The organism is Paracidovorax avenae ATCC 19860 (assembly GCF_000176855.2).
Lineage (GTDB): Bacteria > Pseudomonadota > Gammaproteobacteria > Burkholderiales > Burkholderiaceae_C > Paracidovorax > Paracidovorax avenae.
In genome coordinates this window covers 5,005,714-5,021,053 of record NC_015138.1, presented here as the reverse complement: position 1 = coordinate 5,021,053, position 15,340 = coordinate 5,005,714, and the positions used below count along the sequence as shown (strand labels likewise).

Here is a 15,340-nt window from a genome sequence, read left to right as displayed (position 1 = left end):
GGGGCGCCCGTCAGAAGGTTTCCCAGTCGTCGTTGCTGGAGCGGGCGGGCGGGGTCCTGGCGGAGGCCGGGGCGGCCGGCTTGGCTGGGGCGAGGGCTGGCCGTGCGGCGGCCGATGCCTGCGCCGGTGCGGGATGCTTCGGTGCGGTGGCGATGCCGGGCGCAGGGCGCGGGCTTGTGGCGGGCGCCTTGGCATGCTGCAGCGCGGCGGAAGCGGCACGGGCCGTGTCGCGGCTGCGGGACTGCGCCTGGGCGATGACGGCCTGGGAAGCGTTGGCATCGACCTGGAAGACGCTGACGAGCTGCACGAGGCGTGCGGCCTGGGAGTTGAGGCTGTCGGCGGCGGCGGCGGATTCCTCCACGAGGGCGGCGTTCTGCTGTGTGACCTGGTCGAGCTGGTTGACGGCGTCGCTGACCTGGGAGATGCCCTGCTCCTGCTCGTGGGTGGCAGCTCCGATCTCGGCGATGAGGTCGGCGACGCGGCGGGCCTGCTCGACGATCTCGCCCATGGTGGAGCCGGCCTCGCCCACGAGTTGGGAGCCGGTCTCGACCTTGGAGACGCTCTCGCCGATGAGGGCCTTGATCTCCTTGGCGGCCTGTGCGGAGCGCTGCGCGAGGGTGCGGACTTCGGAAGCGACGACGGCAAAGCCCCGGCCCTGCTCGCCGGCGCGAGCGGCCTCGACGGCGGCGTTGAGGGCGAGGATGTTGGTCTGGAAGGCGATGGAGTCGATGACGCCGATGATGTCGCCGATTTTGCGGGAGGAGTCGGTGATGTCCTGCATGGTGCGCACGACGTTGCCCACGACTTCGCCGCCGCGCGCGGCGGTGGCGGAAGCGGAGGATGCGAGCTGGGATGCGGTGCGGACGGTGTCGGCGTTCTGCTTGACGGTGGAGTTCATCTGCTCCATGGAGGCGGCGGTTTCCTGGAGGTTGGAGGCCTGCTCCTCGGTGCGCTGGCTGAGGTCGGCGTTGCCGGTGGCGATCTGGGATGCGCCGGTGGCGATGGATTCGCTGCTGTGGCGGACCTCGGAGACTACTTGAGCGAGGTTGGCGCGCATGGCGCCCATGGCGGCGAGGACGGAGGAGGAATCGCCGGGGCGCAGATCGACGTGGACGGCGAGGTTGCCGCGGGCGACTTCCTGGGCGATCTGTGCGGCGTAGGCGGGTTCGCCGCCGAGCTGGCTCTTCACGCGGCGCGTGATCGACCAGGCGAGCAGTGCGCCGAGGGCGGCCGAGACGGCGGCGAGGACCAGCATCAGCCGGCTGGCGCTGGCCGCCTGGTTCCGGGCTTCCGTGCCGGTGTCGGCCATCAGTTGCTGCTGGTAGGCGCCCAGGTCTTCCATGGCCTGGAAGTAGGTGCGCTGCAGGGGACGGACTTCGTTCAGCAGCACATCCCGGGCTGCGGCCATGTCGTTCTTCAAACCGAGGCCCACGGCCTTGTTGACGGCAGCGGCATAGGGCGCACGTGCCTGCAGCAGTTGCTGCAGCAGCTCCCGGCCGCGCTGCGAGTGGATGGTGGTCCCCAGTTTTTCGAGTATTTCCGAATTGCGGGCGGTCGCCTTGTCGATCCGCTGCCTTTCCGCTTCCATCTGCTGCGCGTTTTCCAGCAGGGCGATGTTGCGCACGCTGCGGGCTACGAGGTTGACGTTGTCCTTGAGCTCCTGCACCTGTGCCACCTTGTCGATGCGGTCCGAGGTGAGCAGGTCCACGTCTTCGGAAACGGCTCCCAGCTGCAGTTTGCCGACAGAGGCGAGAAGCAGGCCCAGAAGGATAAGGGCGGAAAAGCCGGCACCCAGCATGGTGCCCAATTTCATGTCGCGAAAGATGTTCATGGTGTTACTTCCTGGGAAGGTCATGGGACGCCCCGGGGCCTTGCCGGGACCGGCCGCACAGCGAAGTAACGGATTGTTATTCGGTTGGAAATAAATTGCTGAAAATGATGCATTTTCTGGCGAAAAATGAGGAAATAGGCGAATTTTGCCTACAGTCCTCCTGGCGTTCATTCCGCACGGATGTTCGCGCGCTGCGCGATGGCGCGCATGCGTGGCAATTCCTCCTCGATGCGCGACTGCACGGCATCGGCGGGTTCATAGGCCGGCTCCAGCCCGCTGGCGGTGAGCTTGCTGCGGACCTCGGGCGCCGCCATCGCCTCTGCCAGGGCCTTTTGCAGCCGGGTCCTGGCCTCGGCCGGCAGTCCGCGCGGCGCGACGACGGCCAGCCAGGAGTCCGCGGCGAACCCCGCAAAGCCGCTTTCCGCCACGGTGGGCACGCCGGGCAACTGCGTCGCGCGCGTGGCGCCCATGACCGCGATGGCCTTGATCTTGCCCGCCTTCAACTGCGGCAGTGCCGCCGCCACCGTGTCGATGGTGAAGGGAATCTGCCCGCCCATCAGGTCCGCCATGGCCGGTGCGCTGCCCCGGTAGGGCACGTGCATCGGCCGGATGCCGGTGGCGGCCCATAGCAGTTCGCCCGCGAAATGGCCCGTGGTGCCGTTGCCGAACGATCCGTAGGAAAACTTGTCGGGCGTGCGCTTGACCGCGGCGATCACCTCCGCCAGGTTGCGGGCCGGCACGTCGCGGTGGGCCAGCAGCACCAGCGGCACGCGCGCCACCATGCCGATGGGTTCGTAGCTGCGCAGCGGGTCGTAGGGCAGCCTGGGGTTGAGCGCGGGGTTGCCGGTGAAGGTGGATCCCGAACTGATCAGCAGCGTGTAGCCGTCGGCCGGCGCGTTGGCGACGAAGCCCGCCCCCACGATGGTGCCCGCGCCGGCCTTGTTCTCGACCACGACCGGCTGGCCCAGGGCGTCGCCCAGCGGCTTGCCGATCAGCCGGCCCACGATGTCCACGGCCCCGCCGGGAGGGAAGGGCACGACGAGCTGGACGGGCCTGGCAGGGTAGCCCTCGGCGTGCGCGGCGGGCACCGGGCCCGATGCCGCGATGGCCATGAGGAGTGCGGCACCGGTGCGCCGCAGCGCCGGCAGGTACTTCGTCATATCGGGCCTCCTTCCGGCGGGGAACGGGGGAACAGGCGCGGGGCCGCGGCGGGCTTCAGCCGTTGCGGAACAGGAAGCTGTAGGCGTTGAGCGCCGGCACGCCGCCCAGGTGGGCGTAGAGCACGCGCGAGCCTTCCGGGAATTCGCCGTTGCGCACCATGTCGATCATCCCGTGCATGGATTTGCCCTCGTACACCGGATCGGTGAGCATGCCCTCCTGCCGCGCGCACAGGCGGATGGCTTCCAGCGTGCCCTCGTTGGGCAGGCCGTACTCGGGGCCGCCGTAGCGCGTGTCGAGCACGACGTCGGCGTCGGTGATCTCGCGGCCCAGTTCCACGAGTTCCGCCGTGTTGCGCGCGATGCGCAGGATCTGCTCGCGCGTCTGCTCCGGCTTGGCGGAGGCGTCGATGCCGATCACGCGGTCCGCACGGCCGTCGGCCGCGAAGCCCACCACCATGCCGGCCTGCGTGCTGCCGGTGACCGAGCACACGACGATGTAGTCGAACTGGAAGCCCAGTTCCTTCTCCTGCTGGCGCACTTCCTCGGCGAAGGCCACGAAGCCCAGGCCGCCGCGCGGATGCTCGGAGCAGCCCGCGGGGATGGGGAAGGGCTTGCCGCCGGCGCGGCGCACGTCTTCCATGGCCTGCTCCCAGCTGGGGCGGATGCCGATGTCGAAGCCCGCGGCGTCCAGCCGCACGTCGGCGCCCATGATGCGCGACATCTCGATGTTGCCCACGCGGTCATACACCGCGTCGGAGTAGTTCACCCAGTTCTCCTGCACCAGCACGCACTTCATGCCCAGATGCGCCGCCACCGCGGCCACCTGCCGCGTCTGGTTGGACTGGATGCCGCCGATGGACACCAGCGTGTCGTAGCCGCCCTCGATCGCCTCGGGGATCAGGTATTCGAGCTTGCGGGTCTTGTTGCCGCCGAAGGCGAGGCCGGAGTTGCAGTCCTCGCGCTTGGCGTACAGCTCCACCTTGCCGCCCAGGTGCGCGGACAAACGCTTCAGGGGATGGATGGGCGTGGGGCCGAAGGTGAGGGCGTGGCGGGGGAATTTCTGCAGGTTCATGGATGCGGTGCCAGGGGCGAGAGGAACGGAGGGAGCAGGGCCGGGGCCCGGGTCCGGCGCAGGGCCTGCGAGGCCGTGCACCGTTGACTGCATCGTAGGAAAATGCGCGGGAAACAGGGTTGCAAATGCAGGCGGGAAATCGTGCATGAAATGCATGAGTGGCTGCGTATTGCGTTTTTTGGTTCCAGGAGATCGCTCATGTGCGCAACAAAATTACGCAGGCAGAGTGGCGCTGCCGAGCTGCCACTCGCTCCCCCCGCGCCGCCGCCTGCGGAGATCGACCGCACGGACCGCGCCATCCTGCGCGCGCTGCAGCGCGATGCGTCGGTATCGAACGTGGCGCTGGCCGCCAAGGTGCACCTGAGCCCGCCGGCCTGCCTGCGCCGCGTGGAGCGCCTCAAGCGCCTGGGCCTGATCGACCGCACGGTCGCGCTGCTGCATCCGCGCGCGGTGGGCGCGGGCATGCTGGTGATGATCGGCGTGGTGCTGGACCGCTCCACGCCCGAGTCCTTCGCCGCGTTCGAGAAGGCCGCCGCGCAGATATCGGGCTGCATGGAGTGCCACCTCGTGACGGGTGAGTTCGACTATTTCATGCTGGTGCGCACGCGCGACAGCGACAGCTTCAACCGCCTGCATGCGGAGCAGCTGCTCTACCTGCCGGGCGTGCGGCAGGTGCGCTCGTTCATGGCGCTGCGCAACGTGGTGTCCACCACGGAGCTGCCGCTGGCCATCTGACGGGGGCGGCATGCCGCCCCTGCGCCCTCAGGGCTGGCGCACCATGTGCGGGTAGATCAGGCCGTAGCGGCCCGCCAGGCCCGCCGCGACGCCGGGGTTGGTGAGCTTGATGAACGCGGCGCCGGTCACCGGCAGGCCGGCCGGATCCGGGATCTGCAGCGCGGCCCAGCCGGACTGGAAGCCATTGCGCAGCGGGGCGCGCGCGACGGTGCTGGACAGCGGGGAGACGCCGTTGAAGGCCGCCACCGACACGGTGCCGCACAGGCGCGGCACCAGGGGCAGCGCGGAGGGGATCGCGGCGCCGTTCGTGGACACCGAGGCCTCGCGCGAGAACACCAGGAACGACCAGTTGCCGTTGGCGCTGCACACCTGGTTGCCGGACACCGTGGTGTTGTCGGAATGGAAGAACTGGTCGCCCGTGCCGGCCGGCGGCACGATCGAGAAAGTGCGCGCGCCGGCCGCGTAGTCCATGGCCACACTGTAGCGCTTGGTGGGCATGGCGAACACCCAGTCCGTCTGCGCGGTGATCGAGGATTCGAGCGCGTACTGGTTGCGCACCTCGCGCGCATTGAGCAGTTCCGACACCTCGGCGGCCGTCCTGCGGGCGTTGGCTTCCGAGGCGGGCAGGTGGTAGGGCGTGGAAAGATCGGGCAGGTCGTAGGCGCGTGCCTGTATCACCGCGCTCATGGTCGGCACGGTGGATGTGCCGTCGATGTCCTTCTGCCGCGATGCGAAACCGGCCGACACCAGCAGCGGATCGGCCGTGAAGCGCTCGGGCTGGGCGATCGCCTGGTCGGTGGGCGGGAACAGCACGTAATTGCCGCGCCCCGGCTGGCCGGCCGCGTTCACGGCCTGCAGCGTGGTCATCGGGGAGGAGAACGTGGTCGCGCCGGGCACGTCGATGATGTACCAGGTGCCCCCCACGCCGCCCGATGGCGTGGCGAAGCCGCGGGCGGCAGCGGTGGCCTCGTCGCCAGCGTCCTGCTGCAGGGCGGCATCGATGGCCGACCCCGTGCACGGCGCCACTTCCGACACCTGGCGGATCGCCGTGAACAGCGCCGAGCGCTCCTGCCCGCTCGCGCCGTACACCGCCGCCGAGGGAATGTCGGCGGCGACGATGGCTTCGATGGAGCCCTCGCGCGTGTGGCTGGCGCGGTCGGCCGCGCCCAGGGCGGGGTCTAGCCGGTCGGTGGCGAATGGCTGGGAGACCCCGGCCGCGAGCTGCGGCGACGTGCAGGAGCCGTCCGCGGTGGTGATCTGCGCGCGGCCGTCGGACCCGGCCGTGATGGCCCCGGTCCACATGTCGCCGGGCGAGAGCAGCAGCGTCATGGTGAGCAGGCTGTCGCCGTTGGCGGCGCCGCGCACGCGCAGCTTGATGGCCTTGCCGTTGGACAGATCCGTGTTCGCCAGGTGCAGCACGGTCATCTGGCCCTGCTGCGCGGTGAAGTAGGGCACCAGCAGCACGTGTCCGAGCTGGTTGGTGGCGGGCTGCAGGGCGACCGCGTCCGTCGCGCCCAGCTGGCTGCGCGACGGTGCGCTGCCGGTGCCGGCCACCACGCCGGCCAGGGCGGGCGCGGCGAATCCGCAGCCGCAGAGCAATAGAACGCCCGCGGTACGGGCGAAGTTCGGTGCAGGCATGGGCTCCTCCTTGGGGTCTTGTCCTATGGGAGGCTGCAGCCTAACCGATGGGATTGGGCTTGACCATGGAGCGGCCCATGCATTCGCGGCACCGGCTGGTCATCCGCAGGGCGGCGACCGGCCGGTGCCGCAGGCTACGGTCGCGGGCGGGTGACGATGTGGGGATACAGCAGGCCGTAGCTGGCAGCCATGCCGGGTGCGACCGATGGGTTGACAAGCTTGATGAAGGCATGTCCTATCACCGGTGCCACGTCAGCTCCGGGTACCACTCGTGCCCAGCCAGTCGTCTCCAGGAAATTCGGCAGTTCCCGCGGCCACAGCGCGACGGAGGCCGACAGCATCGACGGCGTGGACGTGGTGGTAAGGTCGCGCTGATGGATCGGCACGACGGTGGCAGCGCCGCAAAACTTCGTGCCCACCGTGTTGCCAATGCCCTGTTTGCCAGCGCGCGTGTAGTCATAAAAGAGCGCGTAGCCGAAGCACACCCGATTGTTTTGAACGGTGGTGTTTTGTGAGTGGACTTGTTGCGGCCCCTCTCCAGCCGGAGGGACGGCTGAGTAGGTGGGCTGCCTGGTCGTGTAGTCCATGCCCACGCTGTAGCGCGTCGTTGGCATGCTGAAGACCCAGTCGGTTTGGGCGGAAATCGACTTTTCCACCGAGAACTGATTGGAAATTTCAGTGGCTGTCAACGCGCGCGACACCTCGTATGCCGTGCGGGCTGCGTTTGCCGGCGATGCAGGCAGCCGGAAGGGGGTGGAGAGATCGGGAAAATCGTACGCCCGGGCTTGCACCACGGCTGTGGCCGTAGGTTCCGACACCACGCCGTCGACACTTTTCACGCGGCCGGAGAGCATGGCCGAAACCAGCAGCGGATCGGACGTGTAACGCTCGGGCTGGTCCATGGCCTGCTCCGTGGCCGGAAACTGCATGTAATTGCCGCGCGCTGGCTGCTCTGCTGCGTTGACGGCCTCCAATGCCGTCATGGCCGAGGAAAACGTGGTGGCGCCCGGAACATCGATGATGTACCAGGTGCCGCTGATACCCCCCGACGGCGTTGCGAAGCCCAGAGCGGCGGCGGTGGCTTCGTCGCCGATGTCCTGCAGCGTTGCAGCATCGAGTGCCGGATCATTGCAGTCTCGCTTATAGACCGGATTGAGGGCTTTCGACAGTGGGGACTCAATGCTTCCGTCCGCATTGCGCCTGTATTGGGGGATGTCGGCTGTCAGGATGGCCTCTACGGTTCCTTCGCGCGTCTGGTTGGCGCGCTCGGCCTGCGAGAGCGCGGGATTGAGGCGGTCGGTCCCGAGCGATTGCGGAACGCCAGTGGCCAGCCGGGGCACGGTACAGGATTCATCGGTCGTCGTGATTTGCGCGCGCCCGTCCGCGCCTGCCGTAATCGCGCCGGTCCAGATGTCTGCGGGTTTGAGCAGAATGGTCATGGACAACAAGCTGTCGCCATTGGCGGCACCGCGCAGGCGGAGCTTGATCGCCTTGCCGTTGTCAGGGTCCGTGTTGACGAGATGCAATACCGTCGCCTGTCCGTTCTGGGCCGTGAAGTAGGGCGTGAGCAGCACATGGCCCCGGTGGCTGGCCGAGCGCTGCATTGCCACCGCGTCCGTGGCGCCCAGCTGGGAGGCCGAAGGCGCGGTGCCGGTGCCGGGAATGACCCCGGCCAGGGCGGAGGCGGCGAAGCCGCAGAGCAGTGCGCCAGCGGCGCGTGGGACGAAGGGCAGCAGGGGCTTGGCAGGCATCGGGTGTCTTCTCCGGAAGCGTTGTCTTTGTGAAGGGCGCAAGCTAACGGAGGCGGCGCTGTCGTGCAAACGGGAGGTCGATGGGAGATTCCGTAAAAAAGTATCGCCTGGCGATACCAGTCGTCCAAGCCCCTGCCACTGCGCCGCTTCTTGAAGCCGGCCTGCCGGCGCGGTGGACATGATGCCGCCCATGTTCCACCACGGGCCGCGAGCCCCCGCTTCCATGCCACGTCCTTCCGCCTCCTCCCCTGCCTCGTCTTCCACGCCCCTGGTCCAGCGCGATACGGCCGCCTGGCAGTTGCAGGTCTGGGTGTCGTTCGGCATCGCCGCGTTCTGCTGCGCCGTGGGCCTGGCCTGGCTGCCGGGCGAGCGGCTGGAGCAGATCTTCATGGTGATGGGCTACGTCTTCTGCCTCTCCGCGGTGTTCATGCTCGCCAAGTTCGTGCGCGACAACCAGGCCGCCGCGCGGCGTGGCGTGGGCGATACGCCGCTCTTCAAGCTGGTGGTCTGGGGCGGCTTCGCCGTGGCGGTGGGGCTGACGGGATGGGGCCTGCTGGACATGGAGATCTCCCCTACCTACAAGGCATTCCTGGGCGTGAGCTGGCTCTACCTGCTGACGACGGCCTTCACGCTGGCCAAGATGCTGCGCGACCGCCACGAGGCCGACCTGGCCGAAGCACGGCTGCTGGGCCGCCGCGAAGCGATGCAGGCTCCGGCCGCGGCCTCTCCCTTGCCGGAAGCGCCCACTGGCGAAGCGTCCTGACCGCGCCGTGAACTGAGTCCGGGAGACCGCCATGTCGCGTTTTTTGTACCGATCCCTGCTACTTCAGGTCACAACTTCCCCACGTGGGTGGGGGGCTGGGCGTTGGCTGGCGGGGCTGGCTCTCGCCAGCGCCGCCATCGTGTCGGCGCCGCCAGCGCGGGCGCAGAGCGATGCTTCTGCCGCGCTGTCGATGCTGCCCGTGGCGTCGGTCGTGGGAACGGCGTCCGTCGGATCCGCGGCTGTCGGCGCGGTGGCCACCGTGCCCGTGGCGCTCTCTGTGGCCGGCGCGGTGCTCACGGTGCGCGCGGTGGAGGCGTCGGCCGCCGGCACGGTCTATGTGCTGGAGCGTGCTTCCGACGGCGCCCGCGTGAGCGTGGAGGTGGCGGGCCGCGCCGCCTCGGGCATCGCGGCGGGCGTGGGCACCGCCGTCACCTGCAGCGTCATCGGCACGGGCGTGGTGCTGTCGGCAGCGGGCGAGGTACTGGCGTTCGTGCCCAATGCGCTGGGCCGGGCGCTGCTGCACAACGAGCGGTTGTGAGCGTGCCGGCCATGGTCCACTTCCGCACCATGCTGCGCCCTGCCGCCGTGGGCGCAGCCCGGCTCCTGCTGGCTGCTGCGCTGGCGATGGGGTCCACCGCGCACGCCGGCCGCTCCTGCGAGGCGCGCAAGCCCACGCCGCAGGCCATCGAACGCGGCATGCAGCTGGCCGAGCGCACCGCACGGGCGCTCGATGCGGAGCACCAGCGCTCCGGCGCGCGGGTCGTGCTGCTGGCCCGCGCCGGGCAGGACCTGTCCAAATACGGCGTGCATTACTCGCACATGGGCTGGGCCTACCGCACGCCCGAGGGCCTGTGGCGCGTGGCGCACAAGCTCAACGATTGCGGCACCGCCGTGGGGTCCCTCTACCGCCAGGGCCTGGGCGAATTCTTCCTGGACGACCTGTGGCGGCACGAGGCCGTGTGGCTGGTGCCCGCGCCCGAGGTGCAGGCACGGTTGGCCGCGGTGCTGGCCGAGCGCTCACGCACGCTCGCGATGCAGCAGCCGGCCTACAGCATGGTGAGCTATGCCTGGGGCACGCGCTACCAGCAGTCGAACCAGTGGGCGCTGGAGACGCTGGCGATGGCCATGGAGCCGGGGGCCGTCCACACACGCGCCCAGGCGCAGGCCTGGCTGCGCGCCCGGGGCTACGAGCCCGCGGTGCTGCGCATCGGGCCGCTCACCCGGCTGGGCGGGCGCGTCACCGCGGCCAACGTGGCCTTCGACGACCATCCGCCCCGTGACCGCTTCGCCGACCGCATCGCGACCGTCACCGTCGATTCCGTGCTGGCATGGATGCCCCGGGCCGGGCTGGGCTCGGACGTATCCACGCTCTCGCTGGACCGCTCTCCCTGAGCACCGCATGATCGGTGCCCTCTTCGAACGAATGGATCAACCAAAGGAGTCCGACATGGGCAAATCCCTGCGCCTGTCCGAAAAGTGGTTCCGCCGCGGCCTGTGGCTGGTGTCGCTGGTGTTCGCCAGTTTCCTCATCGGGTTGGGCGGCACGCTGGTGGGAGACCTGCCGCGCGTGGAAGCGCCGCTGCAGCTCGATGATTTCCTGGACCGGACCGCCGCGGAGGCGCTGCGCAACGAAGTGCGCGCGTCCGACGGGGCAGAGCGGCAGGCGCAGGCCGCGCTGGAGCAGGCCCAGTTGCAGCGCAGCAAGGCGCGCAGCGAAAGCCAGGCGGCGCACGAGAGCTTCAACAACTGGATCGCCACGCGCAGCGCCACGCAGCAGTCGGAGCACAACCCCGAGGTGGTGGCCCGCACGCAGGAACTGGATGCCTTGAAGGCCCGCGAGCGGCAGGCGCAGCGGTCGGTGGAGGCCCAGCAGCAGGCCGCGCTCGATGCCCGGCAGGCCGCGGCCGCCGCGCGCCAGCGCCTGGAGCAGATGGAGGCGGCCGGCTACGAACAAATGCGGGTGGCCCAGCGCAAGGTGGAGTTGCGGGTGTTTCTCTACCGGCTCGCGCTCACGCTGCCGCTGCTGTTGGTCGCGGGCTGGCTGTTCGCCAGGAAGCGGCAGAGCACGTGGTGGCCGTTCGTCTGGGGCTTCATCTTTTTCGCGCTGTTCGCGTTCTTCGTCGAACTCGTTCCCTACCTGCCCAGCTACGGCGGCTACGTGCGCTATGCCGTGGGCATCGTGGTGACCGTGCTGGTGGGGCGCTACGCCATCCTGGCGCTGAACCGCTACCTCGAGCGCCAGCGGCAGGCCGAGGCGCTGCCCGACGCGCAGCGGCGCGAGGAACTGAGCTACGACGTCGCCCTGGCGCGCCTGGCCAAGGGCGTGTGCCCGGGGTGCGAACGGCCGGTCGATTTGAAGAACGAGACGATCGATTTCTGTCCGCACTGTGGCATCGGGCTGTTCGACCGGTGTGGAAACTGCCGTACGCGCAAGAGCGCCTTCGCGCGCTTCTGCCATGCGTGCGGAACCGGCAGCGTGCGGACCGCAGGACAGGCAGCCGGGGAGCCGTAGGCCGGATGGGAGAACCGGCGAAGGACAATGGCTATAAATGATAAAAATAAACAATGAAATAGGGAAATGCAAAAGAGAATCTCTGCGTAAATTGATGTTTTCTTGAATAATTCGGGTCTGGCTGCATCAATTTTTGCTTTCCTCTCCAGAGACTCCCTCCATGTCCTCCCTGCCTGATCCCGCTTCCAGCGACATGCTCGTCGCCTTCGCCCAAGCCATCCGGGCGTCGCAGCCTTCCATCGAACTGGACGCGCGGGGCCATGTGGTGGCGGTCCATCCCGGCTTTCTCGAGATGAGCCAGCATGCGGAGGGCGATGTGGTGGGCCACCACTACCGCAGCTGTTTTCCGCGGGCAGCGGAATGGCTGGATGCCTGCTTCGCCCCGGATGCCGCGGAGCCGGTGCGGAGCGCCACCGGCCGCCATTTCGGCAGCTGGAAGCGGAACTGCGTGACGCGCACGCAGGCCTTCGTGCTGCGGGGCGAGGACGCCGCGGTGCGGCAGGTCGTACTGCTGCTGGAAGATGTGTCGGACCAGCGCGCCGCCCTGCGGGAGCACGAGGGCCACATGAACGCCATCGACCGCTCCATGGCCATCATCGAGTTCGACCTGAAGGGCCATGTCCTGCGGGCCAACCGGAACTTCCTGGACACCTTCGGCTACAGCGCCGAGGAGATCGAGGGGGTGCATCACCGCATCTTCTGCGACGCAGAGCACGTGCGCAGCCTCGAGTACCGCGAATTCTGGGAGCGCCTGGCCGCCGGCGAATTCCAGAGCAGCGAGTACCGCCGCATCCGCAAGAACGGGCAGGACGTGTGGATCCAGGCGTCCTACAACCCCATCCTCGACGAGGACGGCCGGCCCGTGAAGGTGGTCAAGTACGCCACCGACATCACCCACGCCAAGCAGCGCAACACCGAGAACGCCGGCCGCGTCGAGGCCATCGGCCGCTCCATGGCAGTGGTCGAGTTCGCGCTCGATGGCACGGTGCTGGCGGCCAACCAGGCGTTCCTCGACACGATGGGCTACACGCTGGACGAGGTGCAGGGCCGGCACCACCGCCATTTCTGCCAGCCCGAACACGCCGCGAGCCCGGCCTACCGGGACTTCTGGCGCAAGCTGGGCGACGGCGAGTTCGAGGCCGGCGTGTACCGCCGCGTGGCCAGGGACGGGCGCGAGGTGTGGCTGCAGGCATCGTACAACCCCATCTTCGACGGCGAGGGCCGGCAGGTGAAGGTCGTCAAATATGCCACCGACATCACCGCGGAGCAGATGCGCAACGCCGAATACGAGGGCAAGGTCAATGCCATGTCCCGGGCGCAGGCCGTCATCGAGTTCGACCTGGAAGGCAATGTGCTGCATGCCAATGCCAACTTTCTCGACGCGATGGGCTACACCCTGCGGGAGATCGTGGGGCAGCACCACAAGATGTTCTGCGAGCCGGAGTTCGTGCGCTCGTCGGAGTACCGCGATTTCTGGGCCCGGCTCAGCCGCGGCGAGTTCTATTCGGGCCTGTACAAGCGCATCAGCAAGCACGGCTACCCGGTGTGGATCCAGGCAACCTACAACCCCATCATCGGGCCCGATGACAACCCGGTGAAGATCATCAAGTACGCCATCGACGTGAGCGGCCAGGTCGAGCGCGAGCAACTGGTGCAAAGCCGGGTGGCCGAAATGGGCCGCTCGATCCAGCAACTGACGGAGACCATCGGCGAGATCGCGCGCACCACCCGCCACTCCACCGAGCTGGCCGCCGTGACGCAGGCCGAGGCGCGGCGCGGCAGCCAGACGCTGCTGCGTTCGCTGGACGCCACCAAGGCCATCCAGGAATCGTCCGACGACATCAACGCCATCATCCAGGTGATCGGCGACATCGCCAACCAGACCAACCTGCTGGCCTTCAACGCGGCCATCGAGGCCGCGCGGGCGGGCGAGCACGGACTGGGCTTCTCGGTCGTGGCCGACGAGGTGCGCAAGCTGGCCGAGAAGTCGTCGCAGGCGACGCGCGAGATCACCAAGCTCATCGCCGAATCGGTGGCGCGCGTGCGCCAGGGCGGCGACATCTCCTTGCAGGCGGCGGAGAACTTCGAGCGCATCGTGCAGGGCGTGGACCAGACGACCGCATCCATCGCGGGCATCCACACCGCGACCGAGGCGCAGACCGCCGCCACGCGCAGCGTCGCCCAGTTGCTGGATGAACTGACCCGGGTTTCAAGGCGCGCCGGCGTGGATCCGGCGAACGCTGCAACGCCTGCGGCGCGGGTGGGGGCATGACGGCCGGGGCGGCGGTGCTGCACTTCGGAGTCGTTCGCGCCGCGGGCCAGGACATCGCCATCGCTTCCAGTGAACTGGTCGAGGCGGTGGACATGCCTCAGCAACTGCTTCCGCTGCCCGAGCCGTCCTCGGTAATGGCGGGCATGTTCCTGCTGCGGGGTCGGCTGATTCCGGTGCTGGATCTGCAGCGGCTGATGGCTCCTGCCGCGTCCCCTTCTGTCGCCCCTGCCTTTTCGCCGGCGGGCGACGGCGTGCAGCCAGGTGCCGTGGCCCCGGCCGCCCCGGGGGCGGCAAGCCGGCGCCGCCAGGTGGCGGTGGTCGCGCATGGCCGCCGCCGCCTGGGCATCGGCGTGGACACCATCGCGGGCGTGCTGCGCGTGCCGCCTTCGGCCGTCACGCCCCTGGGCGGCGCGCAGGACGGCCTGTTCGGCCACTGGGTGACCACGCAGGAGCCCGCGAGCCGCGCCTTGCCGGTACTGCAGGTACCGGCCTTGCTGGAGCGCACGCCGGGCGTGACGCCTGCGGTGGATCCTCCCGCGGGAGCGCCCGGCGCGGCCCCGGCGCAGGCCGCCGCGGCGACGCGCCGGCATACGCTCGCGTCCCTGGAGGGCCAGGTGCTGGCCTTCGATTTCGCCGATGTGCCCGACATCCTGCCGATGCCGCCCATGCGCGCGTTCTTCGCGGCCGGCGGCCCGCTGCGCGGACTCGTGCCATGGCGCGGCTGCGATGTGCCGGTGGTCGATCTGCAGCGGCTGCTCGGCATGGAGCGCGCTGCGCCGGACGGCGCCCAGGCCCCGTCCCCGGGCGTGTCGAAGCCCCTGCTCATGGTGCTGCAGCGCGGAGGGAGGCGCATCGGCGTGCAGGCGGACGCCGTGCTGGGCATGGAGACGGCAACGCCCGACGCCACGGTGCCCCTGGGCCCCGGCGCCAGCCTGAACCCCGGATGCTATGCCGGCGCCATGCGCACGTCGGCACACGGTATCGCCGCCGTGCTGCGGGTGGAGGGGCTGCTGGCCCATCCGGTCGTCGCTGCTTTCCTCGACAGCCGGCCCGCCGCCGCAGGCACGCAGGCCGGGCCGCAGGCGGCGCGTGGCGGCGGTGCCCGCACCACGTTCCTCGTCTATCGGGCCGGGGGCGACTGCGCCACGCCGCTCGCCGAGGTGGAGGAAATACTCGACTACGCCACGCCGGCCGTGCAACTGGATGGCGCGGGAAGCGGCATGTGCGGCCTGGTGGAGCGAAAGGGCCGGCCGCTGGAAGTCTTTTGCCTGCGCACCCTGCTGGGCAGCGCCAAGGCCGGGCCCACGGCGCAGTCGCGGGTGCTGGTAGTGCGGCACGGCGAGCGGCTGCGCGGCTTCCTGGTGGACAGCCTGGTGTCGCTGGTCGCGGCCGATGCCACGGCGGAGATCGGACACGAGCCCTCCACGCCTTCGGAGGGCTCGCGGCGCCCGGGCAGCGGTCTGGGGCGCATGCTGACCGTGGGAAAGGGGGCCGATGCCGTCACCTGCCGGAAGGTGGGGCTGCACGCGCTGCTGGAGCAATCGCTCCACGATTTTCCGTAAGGCATTTTCTCCTGGTAACCCAGGCCGGGGCTGTAGGCGCTTTC

At 69.2% G+C, this 15,340-nt stretch carries 12 protein-coding genes; 7 read left to right on the top strand and 5 right to left on the bottom strand.

Annotated elements, in window-relative coordinates:
• Positions 1-10: 10 nt before the first annotated feature.
• From ACAV_RS21775 to ACAV_RS21765, 3 genes are all read right to left on the bottom strand, one after another.
• The gene (locus tag ACAV_RS21775) at positions 11-1,831 is read right to left on the bottom strand and encodes a methyl-accepting chemotaxis protein (RefSeq protein WP_013596739.1); all 1,821 of its coding nucleotides are present in this window, start codon (positions 1,829-1,831) and stop codon (positions 11-13) included.
• Positions 1,832-1,998: 167 nt separating this feature from the next.
• Positions 1,999-2,991, bottom strand: coding sequence for a Bug family tripartite tricarboxylate transporter substrate binding protein (locus tag ACAV_RS21770; RefSeq protein WP_013596738.1), 993 nt, complete (start codon positions 2,989-2,991; stop codon positions 1,999-2,001).
• Positions 2,992-3,046: 55 nt separating this feature from the next.
• On the bottom strand, positions 3,047-4,063 hold the full coding sequence (locus ACAV_RS21765; protein ID WP_013596737.1) for a 1-aminocyclopropane-1-carboxylate deaminase: 1,017 nt from the start codon (positions 4,061-4,063) through the stop codon (positions 3,047-3,049).
• Positions 4,064-4,261: 198 nt separating this feature from the next.
• Between ACAV_RS21765 and ACAV_RS21760 the strand changes: the two genes are divergently transcribed.
• Positions 4,262-4,798 carry an Lrp/AsnC family transcriptional regulator gene (locus ACAV_RS21760; protein WP_013596736.1) on the top strand — a complete coding sequence of 179 codons (537 nt, stop codon included), beginning with the start codon at positions 4,262-4,264 and terminating at the stop codon, positions 4,796-4,798.
• 27 nt (positions 4,799-4,825) lie between these two features.
• Here the strand turns inward: ACAV_RS21760 and ACAV_RS21755 are convergent, their stop codons facing one another.
• Both ACAV_RS21755 and ACAV_RS21750 read right to left on the bottom strand, forming a co-directional pair.
• Positions 4,826-6,436 carry a hypothetical protein gene (locus ACAV_RS21755; protein WP_013596735.1) on the bottom strand — a complete coding sequence of 537 codons (1,611 nt, stop codon included), beginning with the start codon at positions 6,434-6,436 and terminating at the stop codon, positions 4,826-4,828.
• A 134-nt stretch (positions 6,437-6,570) separates the two neighbouring features.
• Positions 6,571-8,187: a hypothetical protein gene (locus tag ACAV_RS21750; protein ID WP_013596734.1), complete on the bottom strand. Its 1,617-nt coding sequence runs from the start codon at positions 8,185-8,187 to the stop codon at positions 6,571-6,573.
• A gap of 223 nt (positions 8,188-8,410) precedes the next feature.
• Between ACAV_RS21750 and ACAV_RS21745 the strand changes: the two genes are divergently transcribed.
• The 6 genes from ACAV_RS21745 (at position 8,411) to ACAV_RS21720 (ending at position 15,296) form a co-directional block, all read left to right on the top strand.
• Positions 8,411-8,950, top strand: a complete 540-nt coding sequence (locus tag ACAV_RS21745; RefSeq protein WP_013596733.1) for a YiaA/YiaB family inner membrane protein — start codon at positions 8,411-8,413, stop codon at positions 8,948-8,950.
• A 31-nt stretch (positions 8,951-8,981) separates the two neighbouring features.
• On the top strand, positions 8,982-9,488 hold the full coding sequence (locus ACAV_RS21740) for a hypothetical protein (protein ID WP_157768803.1): 507 nt from the start codon (positions 8,982-8,984) through the stop codon (positions 9,486-9,488).
• An 11-nt stretch (positions 9,489-9,499) separates the two neighbouring features.
• Entirely contained in the window at positions 9,500-10,342 is an 843-nt protein-coding gene (locus ACAV_RS21735; protein ID WP_013596731.1) for a DUF2145 domain-containing protein, read from the top strand.
• A 55-nt stretch (positions 10,343-10,397) separates the two neighbouring features.
• On the top strand, positions 10,398-11,462 hold the full coding sequence (locus ACAV_RS21730) for a zinc ribbon domain-containing protein (protein WP_013596730.1): 1,065 nt from the start codon (positions 10,398-10,400) through the stop codon (positions 11,460-11,462).
• Between the two features lie 160 nt (positions 11,463-11,622).
• Positions 11,623-13,734, top strand: a complete 2,112-nt coding sequence (locus tag ACAV_RS21725; RefSeq protein ID WP_013596729.1) for a methyl-accepting chemotaxis protein — start codon at positions 11,623-11,625, stop codon at positions 13,732-13,734.
• On the top strand, positions 13,731-15,296 hold the full coding sequence (locus ACAV_RS21720) for a chemotaxis protein CheW (RefSeq protein WP_013596728.1): 1,566 nt from the start codon (positions 13,731-13,733) through the stop codon (positions 15,294-15,296). The genes ACAV_RS21725 and ACAV_RS21720 overlap by 4 nt, the downstream gene beginning before the upstream one ends.
• Positions 15,297-15,340 lie beyond the last annotated feature (44 nt).

Excerpts from the sequence above, each read along its gene's own strand:
- ACAV_RS21775 (WP_013596739.1), bottom strand. The coding sequence starts at position 1,831 with ATGAACATCTTTCGCGACATGAAATTGGGCACCATGCTGGGTGCCGGC.
- ACAV_RS21770 (WP_013596738.1), bottom strand. The coding sequence starts at position 2,991 with ATGACGAAGTACCTGCCGGCGCTGCGGCGCACCGGTGCCGCACTCCTC.
- ACAV_RS21765 (WP_013596737.1), bottom strand. The coding sequence starts at position 4,063 with ATGAACCTGCAGAAATTCCCCCGCCACGCCCTCACCTTCGGCCCCACG.
- ACAV_RS21760 (WP_013596736.1), top strand. The coding sequence starts at position 4,262 with ATGTGCGCAACAAAATTACGCAGGCAGAGTGGCGCTGCCGAGCTGCCA.
- ACAV_RS21755 (WP_013596735.1), bottom strand. The coding sequence starts at position 6,436 with ATGCCTGCACCGAACTTCGCCCGTACCGCGGGCGTTCTATTGCTCTGC.
- ACAV_RS21750 (WP_013596734.1), bottom strand. The coding sequence starts at position 8,187 with ATGCCTGCCAAGCCCCTGCTGCCCTTCGTCCCACGCGCCGCTGGCGCA.
- ACAV_RS21745 (WP_013596733.1), top strand. The coding sequence starts at position 8,411 with ATGCCACGTCCTTCCGCCTCCTCCCCTGCCTCGTCTTCCACGCCCCTG.
- ACAV_RS21740 (WP_157768803.1), top strand. The coding sequence starts at position 8,982 with ATGTCGCGTTTTTTGTACCGATCCCTGCTACTTCAGGTCACAACTTCC.
- ACAV_RS21735 (WP_013596731.1), top strand. The coding sequence starts at position 9,500 with ATGGTCCACTTCCGCACCATGCTGCGCCCTGCCGCCGTGGGCGCAGCC.
- ACAV_RS21730 (WP_013596730.1), top strand. The coding sequence starts at position 10,398 with ATGGGCAAATCCCTGCGCCTGTCCGAAAAGTGGTTCCGCCGCGGCCTG.
- ACAV_RS21725 (WP_013596729.1), top strand. The coding sequence starts at position 11,623 with ATGTCCTCCCTGCCTGATCCCGCTTCCAGCGACATGCTCGTCGCCTTC.
- ACAV_RS21720 (WP_013596728.1), top strand. The coding sequence starts at position 13,731 with ATGACGGCCGGGGCGGCGGTGCTGCACTTCGGAGTCGTTCGCGCCGCG.